The organism is Streptomyces sp. CCM_MD2014 (assembly GCF_000772045.1).
Classification (GTDB): domain Bacteria; phylum Actinomycetota; class Actinomycetes; order Streptomycetales; family Streptomycetaceae; genus Streptomyces; species Streptomyces salinarius.
The window spans coordinates 4,018,316-4,032,330 of sequence record NZ_CP009754.1 but is presented as its reverse complement, the minus strand read 5'-3'; the positions used below and the strand labels follow the sequence as shown (position 1 = coordinate 4,032,330).

At 67.5% G+C, this 14,015-nt stretch carries 11 protein-coding genes and 1 tRNA gene; 8 read left to right on the top strand and 4 right to left on the bottom strand.

The window, feature by feature from the left end:
• Positions 1 to 146 precede the first annotated feature (146 nt).
• Positions 147 to 335 (top strand): hypothetical protein, encoded by a 189-nt coding sequence (locus NI25_RS17680; protein WP_032767136.1) that lies wholly within the window; start codon positions 147 to 149, stop codon positions 333 to 335.
• Here the strand turns inward: NI25_RS17680 and NI25_RS17675 are convergent.
• Positions 316 to 981 (bottom strand): very short patch repair endonuclease, encoded by a 666-nt coding sequence (locus NI25_RS17675; protein WP_233520741.1) that lies wholly within the window; start codon positions 979 to 981, stop codon positions 316 to 318. The two genes, NI25_RS17680 and NI25_RS17675, sit on opposite strands and share 20 nt — an antisense overlap.
• 137 nt (positions 982 to 1,118) lie before the next feature.
• On the opposite strand from NI25_RS17675, the gene NI25_RS17670 reads away from it, so the two are divergent.
• The 6 genes from NI25_RS17670 (at position 1,119) to NI25_RS17645 (ending at position 9,968) form a co-directional block, all read left to right on the top strand.
• Positions 1,119 to 2,564: a DNA cytosine methyltransferase gene (locus tag NI25_RS17670; RefSeq protein WP_233520740.1), complete on the top strand. Its 1,446-nt coding sequence runs from the start codon at positions 1,119 to 1,121 to the stop codon at positions 2,562 to 2,564.
• 271 nt (positions 2,565 to 2,835) lie between these two features.
• The gene (locus NI25_RS17665; protein WP_061443371.1) at positions 2,836 to 5,418 is read left to right on the top strand and encodes a Z1 domain-containing protein; all 2,583 of its coding nucleotides are present in this window, start codon (positions 2,836 to 2,838) and stop codon (positions 5,416 to 5,418) included.
• A gap of 23 nt (positions 5,419 to 5,441) precedes the next feature.
• On the top strand, positions 5,442 to 6,431 hold the full coding sequence (locus NI25_RS17660) for a PD-(D/E)XK motif protein (RefSeq protein WP_233520850.1): 990 nt from the start codon (positions 5,442 to 5,444) through the stop codon (positions 6,429 to 6,431).
• Between the two features lie 485 nt (positions 6,432 to 6,916).
• Positions 6,917 to 8,308, top strand: coding sequence for a hypothetical protein (locus NI25_RS17655; protein WP_148315133.1), 1,392 nt, complete (start codon positions 6,917 to 6,919; stop codon positions 8,306 to 8,308).
• Complete coding sequence (locus tag NI25_RS17650; RefSeq protein WP_148315132.1) at positions 8,305 to 9,207, top strand: hypothetical protein; 903 nt, start codon at positions 8,305 to 8,307, stop codon at positions 9,205 to 9,207. Before NI25_RS17655 ends, NI25_RS17650 begins: the two co-directional genes overlap by 4 nt.
• Positions 9,207 to 9,968 carry a DUF6339 family protein gene (locus NI25_RS17645; RefSeq protein ID WP_061443367.1) on the top strand — a complete coding sequence of 254 codons (762 nt, stop codon included), beginning with the start codon at positions 9,207 to 9,209 and terminating at the stop codon, positions 9,966 to 9,968. The genes NI25_RS17650 and NI25_RS17645 overlap by 1 nt, the downstream gene beginning before the upstream one ends.
• 81 nt (positions 9,969 to 10,049) lie before the next feature.
• Here NI25_RS17645 and NI25_RS17640 read toward each other — a convergent pair whose 3' ends face one another.
• The gene (locus NI25_RS17640) at positions 10,050 to 11,207 is read right to left on the bottom strand and encodes a restriction endonuclease (RefSeq protein WP_199560942.1); all 1,158 of its coding nucleotides are present in this window, start codon (positions 11,205 to 11,207) and stop codon (positions 10,050 to 10,052) included.
• Between the two features lie 1,018 nt (positions 11,208 to 12,225).
• Here NI25_RS17640 and NI25_RS17635 point away from each other — a divergent pair.
• Positions 12,226 to 12,744 (top strand): hypothetical protein, encoded by a 519-nt coding sequence (locus NI25_RS17635; protein WP_061443365.1) that lies wholly within the window; start codon positions 12,226 to 12,228, stop codon positions 12,742 to 12,744.
• Positions 12,745 to 12,991: 247 nt separating this feature from the next.
• On the opposite strand, the gene NI25_RS17630 is transcribed toward NI25_RS17635, so the two are convergent.
• Both NI25_RS17630 and NI25_RS17625 read right to left on the bottom strand, forming a co-directional pair.
• Positions 12,992 to 13,065: transfer RNA gene (locus NI25_RS17630), tRNA-Pro, on the bottom strand.
• Positions 13,066 to 13,132: 67 nt separating this feature from the next.
• Complete coding sequence (locus NI25_RS17625; RefSeq protein ID WP_061443364.1) at positions 13,133 to 13,885, bottom strand: Pr6Pr family membrane protein; 753 nt, start codon at positions 13,883 to 13,885, stop codon at positions 13,133 to 13,135.
• Positions 13,886 to 14,015: the final 130 nt, after the last annotated feature.

Here is a 14,015-nt window from a genome sequence, read left to right as displayed (position 1 = left end):
CTGTGACGCGCAACGTAGGACGGGCCGTAGTGGCTCGTTGCGGTTTGCGAACCCGTGCAGAGCGACTACGGAATCTGGTCACTCTGGTTGCGCCTGCCGCTCCAGGAGGAACAACGGGGGTGGGAGCGGTGTGCGATCCTGGCGGCATGATCCGAGAACCGGCTGAGGCCCTGGTGCGTGAGGACGGCTCCGTAGAACTTCCCATGGGCATTCTCGTCGAGGCCGGCCTGGCCCCCGGCGCCCGGCTCCTCGCCTACAGCGACGGAGACGGGCGGATCGTACTGCGAAGGGAGGTGGACGCCCTGGACGATCTACTCAACGGCCGTCCGCTCTGAGCACACGGGCGGTGCGCTCTTCTTTGGACTCCTCCAGTCCGAGTCGTACGAGGGCGGCCGCATCGTCGATCGGCGTGTGCTCCCAGACTCGGACCACGAACCAGCCGTGTTCCACCAGGAGGCGGTCCGTCTCTCTGTCACGGCTCTTGTTGCCTTCGATCTTCGACACCCAGAAGTCCCTGTTCGTCGATGGGATCGACCGGTGAGTGGAGCACCCGTGCCAGTAACAGCCGTCCACGAACACCGCCACCTTGTGCTTGGTGAAAAGTACATCCGCGGTTCGGCGCAACGTGGCCACCGGCCTGGCGTTCACCCTGAAGCGCAGCCCTTCCCGGTGCAGAGAGGAGCGGAGCCTGAGCTCGGGCTTGGTGTCGCGTGCCCTATTGGAACGCATCGACGCCCGGGTACCGCTCGACGAGGCCCAGGAGTTCCCTATCTCCTCCTCCACCAGGAGCCCGGCTTCTTCGGCCAGGAGCCAAGCGGCACGAAGGTTGGCACTCCGGGTGGGGTGGTCCACCGCGCCGAGGGAGTATCGGCGTCTGCGTCCTGCGACCGCCCATTCGAGTCTGGCGACGACGTGCCCCGTCCTTCGAGACTCGGTCAGGACGACGGTGGCGGGTACTTTGACGCCGGACTCGTCGCTCACGAACCGCTTGGCGTGACCTCCGGCAGCCCGATCCTGTTCACGTTTGCGATCAGTCCTCGTCATGCCGGCCCTGGGGCGCCAAGCGCGGGAGGCCGGGCGGTAGGCAGAGGTACGCCGTCGGCTCGCGAGGCCGTCGGATGATCCGCGTGAAGGGTGCCCAAGGTCCACTCCTTGAGCTTAAATGGCTGCATGACCTGATCGAGCAGTCCGAAATGGACCTGATTGGGGGCCGGCGCGAAACGCTGTTGAGCTGTAGAGTCAGGAGATTGCCTTCCGGCCTGGTGGCCGGCTACAGTGCGCCAATGCGCCAACCACACAATGAAGTCGACGCCTCCGAAGTGGAGACGGGGGAGCCCGGTCTCCCTCCGCTGAGGACGATCGACCTCTTCGCCGGCTGCGGTGGGCTGACGCAGGGCTTCGTCGACGCGAAGTGCGGCGGCCGTCCGGTGTACCGGCCCGTCGCAGCCGTCGAGCTCGATCGGGCAGCGGCGGCTACGTACGCGGTGAACTTCACCGAGAAGTTCGGGGCGCATATCCACCAAGGGGACATCGCGGACTGGGTCGACAGGCCCGGAGGACTCCCGGAAGCCGACATCGTGTTGGGCGGTCCGCCCTGCCAGGGGTTTTCGAGGCTTGGAAACCAAGATCCGAACGATTCGCGCAACCAGCTTTGGCGCCATTATCTGGATGTGGTTTCAACCGTCCGGCCGATGGCTTTCGTTATGGAGAATGTCGACGCCTTCAGGAATTCTCCCGAATTCGAACTCTTGCGCAGAGAAGTTCGGGATGGGGGAGCTCTCTCCGAATACTTCATCTACGATGATCTTCTCAACGCTGCTGATTATGGTGTGCCGCAACGACGTTTCCGTGCGATTGTCGTCGGAATCCGAAAGGATCTACGATCCGCCGTGGACTCGGCTCGTCTAATCGATGACCTGACGGACATGGAACTACAGGCCGCGCTCATCCCGACTCCGGCTGCCGGGCCCGAACGCACCGTATGGCAGACGATTTCCGACCTCGTGCTGCGCAAGCTCTCCTCCGATCTACCCACACGCGAGGTGTCCGCTAACGGGCGTAAGATCGCCGGCCCGTTCCGTATGGACGAGCTTCATCTGCGCCGAAACGGCATAAAGCCGATCTCGATGGCGCGCTATCGTTCCATTCCCGAGGGGGGAAACCGGTTCGACATCCCCTTCGAGTTGCTTGCGCCTTGTTGGAAGAAGCACAAGAGCGGTTCCGCCGACGTCATGGGGCGACTGCACCGCGACAAGCCGTCGGTCACCATCCGTACGGAGTTCTTCAAACCGGAGAAGGGCCGTTACTTGCACCCTTGGCTGCATCGGCCCATCACACACCTGGAAGCGGCCAGACTGCAGGGCTTCCCGGAGTCTTTCCAATGGTGTGGAAGCAGGAGCGACATCGCACGGCAGATCGGTAACGCCGTGCCCGTCGGGCTGGGACGGGCCATCGCCGAGCACCTCGCCCCGCTACTACTCGCTCAGCGGGACCTTCAGGCAACGACCACGGTGAAGGCTCCCCGTCCGCCCAAGCGGCGACGAAAGCTGGCGGCGGCTGCCTGATCGGTCCTGCGCAGAACGTTCGGTAATTCCGTACGGGGAACTTCCCGCATCCGGGCCCGGTTGTCGGTGCGCGCGGATATAGAGTTGTTTCATTGGACACCGACGCCGGGGCCTCAGCCGTTGGTCCACCTAGGGGAGGGTGAGCGGTGGTGGCCGTGGCCGACCTGACGTCCGCGGCCGACGGGCGCGCGGGTCGGACGCCGCTCGTATGGCGGTCGACCCGTAGGCCACCCCTACGATCGCGGTACGCCGTGTATCCGAGGGGTGGGGCTTGCAGGAGTTCGAGGATCAGTACGAGGCGTTCAAGCGCCTGATCAAAACGCACACGCCCGAACAGGCGTTGGCGACGATCAAGCTCTTCGGTATGTCCGACGAGCTCGCCAAGCGCATTGCGGAGCGTCATCAGCAGGAGACCATCGCCGTCCGCGAGAAGCGGGAGCCCGGTTCCGTCGTCCGGAACAACCGCGAGACTTGGTACGTCGGCCCCCAGGACGACGACAGGTGCTGGCCCGCTCTCAGGAACCTGCTGGCGAAACAGTCGTGGGACGAGGACAGCCTACGCGGCCTCGACTCCGCTTCGACCAAGGTCGTTTCTATGCTCGACCACCCCCTAGAGAGCGCCTTCTCTACCAGAGGGCTGGTCGTCGGCTACGTGCAGTCGGGTAAGACCAGCAACTTCACCGCGCTCATCGCGAAGGCGGCCGACGCCGGATACAAGTTCTTCATCGTCCTCGCCGGCGTCCACAACGGGCTGCGACTGCAGACCCAGCTCCGACTCGAGCGGCAGCTCGTGGAGCCGGTGATAGACCAGTGGCACCCGCTCACCGGTCGCGTCGGGGACTTCGAGCCTCCCGCAGGCAACCCGGCGGCCTTCTTCGGCGACAGGAGTCAGCAGCACGTCCTTTGCGTGATCAAGAAGAACGTGCCCAGGCTGCGGAAGCTCAAGGCGTGGTTGGAAAAGGCGCCCGACTACCTGCGCAACTGCCCGACACTGATCATCGACGATGAGGCCGACCAGGCGAGTGTCGCGTCACGTAGCACCAATCCGCTGATCCGGGAGATCATCGATCTGTTCCCCCGCGGGGGATACGTCGGTTACACCGCCACGCCCTTCGCCAACCTGCTGATCGACCCCGCCGCCAAGGACCTCTATCCGGAGGACTTCGTCGTCAATCTGCCGAAGCCACGCGGACACTTCGGCACCGAGGTTCTGTTCGGCCGGGACGCTTTGGACGGCGAGGACCCCCTGGAGGTACCGGACGGATACGACATGATCCGCACGGTCCCCGACGAGGAGGTGCCCCTCGTTCGACCGGGACGAGACGAGATCGAGGGGTTCGTACCCGAGATCAGCGGTGCCTTGAGGACGGCAGTCCTGTACTTCTGGCTCGTCACGGCCGCCCGACGGGTGCGTGGTACGGGGGTTCCCCACTCCACGATGCTCATCCACACGAGTGTCAGCACCGTCGTCCACGAGAGCTTCGAAGGGCCCTTGGAGGCGTTTCGCAAGCGGACGGCGGGGTGGCTCGATGCCGCGGACGGGGAACTGATCGAGGAGCTGAGGCGGCTCTGGGAGGCCGAGATAGCCCGTGTCCCCGGTAACGAGCCGGACCTCGGGGAGACGCCCGTTCCCTTCGACGCTCTCCTTCCGTTGCTGGCCGGTGTGGTGGACGACTGTCGCATCGTCTTGGACAACTCGAAGAGCGTGAAGCGATTGGACTACGAGGCCGGCCCGGTCGTCGCCATCGCCGTGGGCGGCAACACTCTGTCGCGTGGCTTGACCCTGGAAGGGCTCGCCGTCAGTTACTTCGTGCGAAACGCCACGACGTACGACTCTTTGCTGCAGATGGGCCGCTGGTTCGGCTTCCGCGAAGGGTACGCAGACCTGCCGCGCATCTGGATGACGGACGGGATGCGCGACTGGTTCAGGCACATCGCCACCGTCGAGTCGGAGATGCGTCGGGACATCGATGTGTACATGGTCGAGGACAAGACGCCCAGGACCTTCGCCGTCCGCATGCGGACCCACCCGTCACTCCGTATCACGGCGGCGGGCAAGATGCGGGACGCGGTGAAGGCGAGTGCGGCGTACGGAGGGCAGCGTGTGCAGACCCGCTACTTCCGTACGCGGGACGCCGAGTGGTTGCGGGCCAACCGGCAGGCCGCCCACGACCTCGTCGACCGCTCCCTGCGATTGGCGGGAGCCCGACACCAGGACGACGGAATGCAGGGCAGGCACATCCTCCGAGGTGTGCCCTACGACATCATCCTGGACTTCCTCGACGAATACCGCTTCCACGGCAAGTCGTTGGAGTGCGACGCGGGTCTGTTGCGCAGTTACGTAGAGCGTCGGGTGCGGTCCGGGGGCGGCGGTTCGCTGAAGCGCTGGAACGTGGCGATCATCGGCAATCCGCTCAGCGGTGATCCGGAAAAGCGGTACGAGTTCGGTCCCGGGCTCGCCGTGGACCGCGTCATCCGAGCGAAGCTCGGCGAAAGCGGAGGCGACGCCGCCGACATCAAGACCCTGATGAGCCGTCGCGATGCCGGCGTCGATCTCGACCTCGGTGCGCTGACGGAGATCAACGAGGCGGCGCTGAAGAACGCCAGGCGCGAGCAGGCGCCCGACACCGCGTTGCTGACCCTGTACCCGATCGACGCTCTATCGCCGTCACCGACGAACCGCGAGAGGCGTGCCCCGCTCGATGCCGTCGACCACGTGATCGGCGTCGGTCTGGTCTTTCCGATGCCTCGGGGTGAGGACAGTGAGGTGGAGTACTACAGCGCCGACCTGTCCCGCGTACAGGACGACGAGGAGGAAGACCTGTCGTTGCTCTTCGAGGAGGACGACAGTTGAGCGGGGGCGCCGATCTGCGGCGTGTGCTCGACCGGCACTGGGCCGAGTTGGATCTCGCCCCACTCGGCCCAGGAGCTGCTCTCAGGACCTCTCCGCTCCCCGTCGTCACCGAGCACGGGGCGGTCGCTGCGGCTACCGACGGTGACTCGTTGCGTCACTTGCTGATCCCCCTCCGGGGACGTCGACGTGTCCCCACCGGGCGGATCGGCGGAACACTCCGCGTCATGGAGCGGGCGTTGCAGGACGACGAGACCTACGGACGTTTCGCGGACATCGTCTGCACCCGTAGGGATCTCGACGACGTCTTCACGGGGCTGTGCGCCGACGTCCTCGTGGCACTGGAGGCGGACGGGCGGCAGCCCTACCGCACTACGCTGGCGGTGGTGAACCGCTGGCGTCAGCTCTTCAGCGGCATACCCCGCACGCTCACCGAGACGCAGGAGATCGGCCTCATCGGCGAGTTGTCGGTCCTCCTCCGCCTGCTCGTCAAGGACCCGGGCGCCGTGAGGTGGTGGACCGGCCCCGAGGGAGGACGGCACGACTTCTCCGACGGCCTCCGCGCCGTGGAGGCGAAGAGCACGCACACGACCTCGGAGCGTAGGACTTTCGACGTCCACGGACTCGACCAGCTGGAGGCACCGCAGGACGGTCGTCTGATGCTGGCCTGGCAGCGGTTCGAAAAGAGCCCGCGGGGGCGGACCGTCGGTGAGCTCGCCGCGGAGGCGGCCCGGATGTGCGACGACGAGTCGGAGCTGTGGCTTCGACTGGCACGTGTCGGCTATCGGCACGGACAGACGGACGACGAAGGCGCACTGCGCGTGTCACCGCTTGAAGAACGTTGGTACGAGGTCGACGGGGCTTTCCCCCGCCTCACGGCCGCTTCGCTGACGGAGCCGGTACCCGACGCACTCCTGGACGTTCGCTACACCGTCGACCTGGCCGGTGTCCACTCGCCGGTGCTGGACGACGCGTCCGTGGATGCCTTCCTGGACGAGCTGGGGTGGACGCCATGAGCGCGGAATCCCCGCGTTGGTCGTCCGAGCCCTACGCCCCCGGCGGCGGAGGGACGGCCGAAGGTGCCTTGAAGAACCTCGACGGCACCGAGCTCGACCCGCTGACACTTCTGGTGAGGGAGTCGGCTCAGAACAGCTGGGACGCACGAACCGGGAATGGTCCGGTGAACTACCGAGTGGAACTGCGCACCCTCGGGCCCAGTGAGGCTCCGGTGTGGCGCGAACTCCTGGCCGCGGGCGCGCCTCAGCTTCGACACCTCAAGCTCCGGGCCTCGCTGGCACGTCCCGCCCCGCGCATCCTGACCGTGACCGACACGGGGACGAGGGGGCTGGGCGGACCCACCCGCGCCGACGTCGCGGTTCCCGGGCAGTCGGACTTCGCGTCGTTCGTCCGCAAGACCGGCAGCTCCAGCAAGGTCACCGGCCGTGGCGGCACCTACGGTTTCGGGAAGGCGGTTTTCCACCTCCTCTCCGCATCGCACACGGTGATCGTGCACACGCGCTGTCGGGTGGACGACCGATTGGAGACCCGACTCATCGGGTGGGCGGTCCACGAGAGCTACACCGTGGAAGGTGACGACGGTGCGAAGACGTTCACCGGCCGCCACTTCTGGGGAAGGGTCCGCCGCGGTTACGTCGAGCCGCTGGTCGGGGATGAAGCGGACGAGGTCGCCGGAAGTCTCGGCCTGAATTCCCTCCCCGACGGCGACACCGGGACTTCCGTCGCGATTCTCGACCCGGTCTTCGGCGAACGCGACGACGCCGAGGCCATGAGGTGGATCGTCGACGCGATGGTCTGGAACCTTTGGCCGAAGATGCTCCCGGAGGGAGGAGACGCCCCCATGCGCTTCTCCGCCCACCACGAGGGCCTGGCCGTCCCCGTTCCCAGGCCGTCGGAGGTGCCCCACCTGCGACCGTTCGTCTGGGCCTACGACGACATGACCCGTCTCGTCGAGCACAAGTCCATGGGGCGCGTCCTCGGCCGACTCGGTATGCGGAAGTTCATCTCCCCGCAGGGAAGGCCCCCTCGGGTGGCGCAGGAGGCGGGTATCGGGGACCGGCTTCACCACACGTGTCTCATGCGGCCGGTCGACCTGGTGGTGAAGTACCTCGAAGGTCCCCCGTTCTTCGAGGAGAGCGGAGGTTACGCCGCGGTCTTCCGTGCCGACGCCGCAGTGGACCGGGTCTTCGCGGCGGCTGAGCCCGCATCGCACGACGCCTGGTTGGTGGACAAGCTCAGTGGCGACGACCAGCGCCTGGCCAAGCACGCCCTCCGGAAGATCAACGACGCGATGAAGGAGGCTTCCGGGCCGGCCCGGGTGGCGAACGAGGCGGGCGAAGGTGTCTCCCTCGCGGGGATGAGCCGACTCATGGCTGGACTCATGGCGGGTACGGCGGGGGAGGGGGCGGAGGCGGTATTCGCCGCGGATACGACGCCCCCGGGAGGTTCCTCGGGCACCGGACGGGGCTCCGGAGGGCCGGCCGGAGCCGGCGGGAGCCCCGGCCCCAGAGGAGGATCCGGCGTCCCTCCCGGTCGCAGGCGCGTTCTGTACGACGGAGCCCCCGAACACGATGTCGTGGACGGTGAAGCCGTCATCGTCCAGCGATTCACCCTGCCCGACGCGGGCTCCTACGTCGTCCACGGTCGCCCCGCCGTCGCGTTGGGCGACGGACGCGGTGTCGAGACGGAGCCGCCCATCGGAGCGTCGATCCCCACGGTGCTGGGATGGCGTGCGGGGAGCGGACCCGTGACTGACGGGTCTTCGTTGCACACGGTCGGCGGTGACGGCACGGTCTGGTCGCTGGTCGTCCGGCCGGCCCCCGACACCATGACCGAGGTGACGGTCGTGGCCGAGGCAGGGGGTGACGATCGGTGAATCGTCGCGCCTACCCCTATCGCAGCGCGGCCGCCGGGTCGGTGACGATGTCCGAGTGGTCCCTCAAGTCCGAGGACGGGGAAGCCGTTCCGCTGCCCTCCTTCATACCCGACTGGGACTTCCAGAGAGACCTGTCCCTCGAAACGGTGGTCGAGGTCGACCTCGACGCAGTCAGGGCTTCGGCCGGACTCCCATACGAGGCCGAGCTCGCCCTCTCCGCGATCTGGAGTTCCACCGGCAGCGGCCTCCGGCGACTGGCCCACCGAATCACACTGCACGGTGGGGGCATCCGATCGGCACAGCTCTCGTTCACCGTGATCGGACGCGACAGCGGCGGCCGATTGTCCCTCGACACCCAACTGGTTCTCGCGAAGGCCCTGGACAATCCGGATCCGACCGGCCCCCGACGCGCGGGGTCCGTGCTCTGGCAGCACCGGGCCGGGGTGCGGCTGCAGGGCGACGCGTCGCAGTTCCCCATGGCCGTGGTCGACTTCAAGAGTGCCGGCTACCCGGAGAACGCTCCCTGGTACCTCGACGTCGGTCCGAACCTGGAGGCGGCGACGATGGGCGCCGTCGTGCTGCTCGTGAACAGCGGCACGCCGGTCGTGCTCAACGCGCTTCGCCGCGCGGAGAAGGCGTCATACGCGGAACGGCTCATCCAGTCCGCCGTCCGACAGGACGTCGTCCGCCTGATGATCGAGCGGGCCGTGTCCGACGAAGAGCTGACGGACTCGTCCCGGTTCGAGCCGGACACGCTCGGTCACACACTGCTCGGCCTTCTGCGTACCTTCCTCCCCGGTACATCCCTCACCTCCCTGCGCATGACACGTCGCACGGATCCGGCGCTCTTCTCGGCGAAGATCCAGCACGCCGTCGGCCTCTTCTCCAAGGAAACGTGATGGTCCACCTGTATCCGCGGCTTCTGCCCGCGGCCGCGGCCAACCTCCGGGAGGAGTGCCTACACCGTTCCGTCGAGTATCTGCGTGATCGTTCGGCTCTCTCCCACCCGGCCATGTTCTACGCGGCCACCGGCGGGTCCCGTCTTCCCGAGCGAAACCTCGGCTCCCTACGCGAGGCGGTGCTCGCGTGCGCCACCGAACGCGGCTATCCCGCCAAACCCGGCAGGAGGCAGGCGGCGGGTTTCGACATCGACGTGGCGACGGTCCTCCATCGAGACTCGGGCATCGTTCCGGCGGAGGCGGTCGCGGGTGACCTCTGGGCCTTCCTCTCCCTCGTCGTCCTGCCGGACGTGTCCGCGTGGAGATTCGCGGACCTGCATCGCGACCGGGTGCTGGGGACCGACGTCACACGCCACGTCTTCGGCCGGCTGTGGTGGCGAGCACACCTTCTGTACGACGAGGACGGAGGGAGGGAGGACCTCTACGCCTCGTTGTCCGTGCTCAACGAGTCGGACTTCGACCAGATCTACGCCCGACGCACCTCGATCGGCGGGAGCCCGCATCTGGTGCGGGCGATCGTCAGGGTGTGGCAAACGCTCGACGTTCCGCCCAACGTGGAGAGGCGGGTACTCCGCGATTTCCTCATGCGTGTGCTCAGGCTCAACGCCTTCATCTCCTTCGACTCGCTGCCGGCGGAAGTACTCGACGAGGAGCTGGAAGGCGTGTTCCGGGAGTCGCTGTCCGTGGTGGCCGGAGGGTGAATCCCCGAGTGCCGTCAGGCGCGTTCACCCTGGAAGAAGAGCTGCCGGGTTTCACCGTGCGTAAGGACGGCCGGTGGCCGGCTACTGCAGCAGGATTTCCTCGGGGCGTCGGTTTGTGATCGCGACCTCCCGTCCGGCGAGGACGTGCTCGATGCACGCCGCCAGGTCGCCGCCGTGGTCGTCCCTGGCCATGCTCCGCAGTTCCGCGACCAGGCTCGTGCCGTTGAGGAGGAGGATCGGATACTGATCCTCCACCATCTCGGTCTGTGCCGACTCGGAGTAGGCGCCGGTGGTGACGTAGACCCCGATCCACCCGCGTCGGAGCCGGGCTACCACCCGGGCGATCTGCTCCGCCGTGATGAGTGTGTCGGGTTTGACGCACTTCGCCTGCCCGAGCACGACGAGGCTCGTGCCCGCCAGGCCGCTTCCGCCGCCGAGGTCGAGACGTCCGACGAAATCGGCTCCGCCGTCACCCGACCGACGTGTGAGCCAGCCTTCCACGTACCCGTGACCCGCCCCACGCAGTACACGAGCCGCCACCGCGGCGGCCAGAGCCTCGAAGTCGTGCTTGCGGCCGTCGAAGTACTTGTAGATCGTTTCCAGGTCCGCCGCTTCACCACTGCCTGGCTTCGGGCGCTGATCACGCACCTTGGCCACCTGAGCCCGGGCGACCCGGCGACGCAGTCCCGGGAGGGCCGAGGAACCGTGCTTGACCCACTCCCGCCATGCCCGTGGCGCGAGGTCGAGTGCTTGAGCGTGGGACACGCCCTTGTCCCTGCGGGCCCCGATCCATTCCCAGTCGACCGTGTCGTCCTCGGAGGTCAGGTCGATGAGGGCGATGTCGTAGACGTAGTTCACGAACGGGGTGTGCTCGCGGCCTCCCCATTGCACCAACCGTTCGGTCCGCTCGATGACGCCGAGCCCACAGAACGCCACATGGCCCTTTGGCTTGCCGTTCCGGGGCACTGCGCGGAACAGCAGCAGAGGGGTGGCGGCGGCTCGTTCATCGGCGGTACGCCCCTGGTGGTCGGTGAAGGCGTCGAGTAGGGCGGCGTTGCCGGTGGTCGTGCCGGGCGGAACGCTCGAACCGGCCTTGTGATCGCCGAAATAGCGGACGTGGCCGTTGTCCATGTCGAAGACGTCGTGCCAAGGCGTCTGCTCGGTGCCGGCCTTCCAGGGACTGGAGCGGATGAGGATCGCCGGGCGGCGTATGCCGTCGGGGGTGGAGACCTTGGCCATCCCGTTGATGCCGGCTTCCAGAAGAGCCCGTTTGTGGCCCGACGAGTGCGTCACGTGGTGGAAGTTCGGGAAGCCGTCGAGCGACTCCGGCTTCGGGTCCTTGCCGCTCGCGTAACGGTAGACCTGTCCCACCCGCAGCTTCCCACCCACAGCCGGCCCTCTCCCTGGACTCGCTCCCCTATGCGTCATCACGACAGTAGCGGCGGATACTGACAGAGCGGTGTGCTTGCTCCGGGGCCGAGGATCTCGGAGGGTCCCGCCGGCGGCAGACGGGCGCGCAACGGCGATGCCCGGCTGACGCAGGTCGGGTCGAAGGGCGGTGCCTGGCGTCCATCGCCCCGGGTGGCCAAGCGGATGACCGAAGAATCTCCCGCGGTCTCACCGCCAGGGACGCCGACCGGCTACGCGAGAGCCTCGCGCACCGTCTCGACCAGGGAGGACGCACGCACATCGTCGATGCCCCCGACGATGTTGTTCATCGCATACCCGAAGGCGACACCGTGCTCCGGATCGGTGACTCACAAGCCCAGCTTCTAGCCCTACCTCGGCCAGGATGCACCCGCCTCCCGGTGGCGGTCGCCTCTGCTGCCGGGCCGGATGGGTCCGGCAGTGGAGACCCGCTGCCGTGACGTACTTCCGGGTGCTGATGTCTCCCGGGCCCCGGAGCTGGCAGTGATGAGGGGCACCGCGAGCCGCCTCGTGACTGGTCAGGGAGAGGGTCACGCCGGTGGCGCAGATCGCTGCGGGCATCCCGGCCATGTCCCAGCCGAGGTCGGTCTGTCCGCGCGGGCGCTCTGAAAGGGCCTGGTCTGGCGTCCGCGGCGACGCCGTCCGTCGCGGCCAAGCCGTAAGAAGCAGCCAGGGGCGTGGGCTGAATTGGAGTGTGCAGGACGGGTGATCCCAGGGCGTAGCGCCGCCGCAGACGCCCCTGACTGTCCGGTGCCTGCGGGGCTGCCCGTAATGAAATCCTGACGACCCAGCTTGACGGTCGATCGAGCGTAATGAAATCCTTACGGTTATGACGACCAATCAGTTCGACGGGCATGTATTCGCCCCCTCGCCCGTGCACGAGTTCGACGGTGAGTACCACGAGCTCGCGGCCGTGGCGGCTTCGTGCAGTTGCGGCTGGCGCGGGTCCGACGTCTCTCCCGGTATGGAGGGAAAGGGTGGCTATCGCGGCCCCACCGCCCACCCGATCACGTCTGAGGAGGGCGAGGCCGAGCGCGCCGCGGAGCAGGAGTGGTTGGACGAGCACATCGCAGAGTTCGATGGAGCCGTAGTCTCAGCGGCCCTCGCCAATCAGATCCGCTCCGTTGGTGAACAGCTCGATGCCCTGATCGAGGCGGACGAACCGATGGCCGCCCTGGCGGCGATCCGCCTATCGGGCGGCTACTTCGCCCGCCAGGCCCGCGATGCGGCCCTGCGCGCCAGCTTCCTGGATCATTCCTGGTCGCAGATCGGCGACGCGCTGGGTATCTCCAAGCAGGCAGCGTGGGAGCGGTATGGGAAATCCCGCCAGGAACGTTCATCGGACTAGCAGGCCCAACTGGCATCGGGGTGCGGCGCGCCGATGCTCGCACACGCTCAGACGGTTGTGAGGCAGGAAGGGCGTAGCTTCCCGCCCGCCGCCGCGCTTGGTGAGTGATCGAGCGACCTCACCGATAGGGGTCGTTTGGGAGCCGGGATATGAAGTCGGCTCCCAAACGGCTCCCAAGAATGGCCCCGGAACCACTCAGGGGCCTGATCCACTCACTGGATCAGGCCCCTGACCTGGTACTTCACTGTCGGGGTGGCGGGATTTGAACCCACGACCTCTTCGTCCCGAACGAAGCGCGCTACCAAGCTGCGCCACACCCCGATCGTCGCTGCTCGTCGCGGCGACGTCGTTTACTTTAGCCCACCGGTGGCCGGAGGCGAAATCCGGTTTACCGGGGGCGGCGGAACGGGCTCGGGCGGGCGTGGTCCAGGGCCACCAGGAGGACGGCCAGGGCGTACAGCGCGAGGCCCACGAGGAGGGCGTTGCCGAGGACGCCCTTGTAGCCGTGCTGGTCGACGTCGAGGAAGGGGTAGAGGTAGCGGTCCTGAGAGCCGGACGGGAGCAGCGCGCCGCGGGTCAGGGCGAAGGCCAGGTAGGCCAGGGGGTACAGGAGCCATGCGGGGGCCTGGCGCAGGTGCAGGTGGCCGGGGGCGGTGAAGAGGAGCCAGTCCAGGGCCGCGGCCAGCGGCACCGCCGTGTGGAGGACGTGGGTGGCGGCGGCCTGCCAGGCCGGGCCGGTCGCGTCCGGCGCCGTGAACAGGGGCGACGCGCCTTCCGGGAGCAGGTGGTGGACCAGGCCCGCGGCGACGACGTAGAAGAGGGCCGCTCCCGTGAGGGCGCCCGGCAGGGGGTGGTGGGCGGACCAGGCGCACCTTGCGGAGGCGAGCATGACCAGGGCCAGCAGGATGCCGCTCTGGACGGTGAAGTGGCTCAGGGGCGTCGTGGGCGGGCCGTCGGCGGTGAGGAGTGTGATCGTTACGCCGGTCAGGGCCAGCAGGGCGACGGCGCCGCGGTAGGCGGCCACCAGGCGGCGGCGGGCCGGGATCAGTACGGCGCGGGCCGGCACGGCGGTGGGCGGCAGGACGACGTGACCCGGGATCGGGGGGAGGTCCGGGATGTCCCTGGGTATCGGGGCTGTCATGGCCTCAACGTAGACAGACCGGACATGGCGGGCTATGCGGGTGGGCCGTGTGGGTTACCCCGGGCCAGCGGCCGGCACGTTGCGGTGTGGCTCTTCGCGCTGCGGGCCCCAGGCCCCGGGGCCCCGGCTC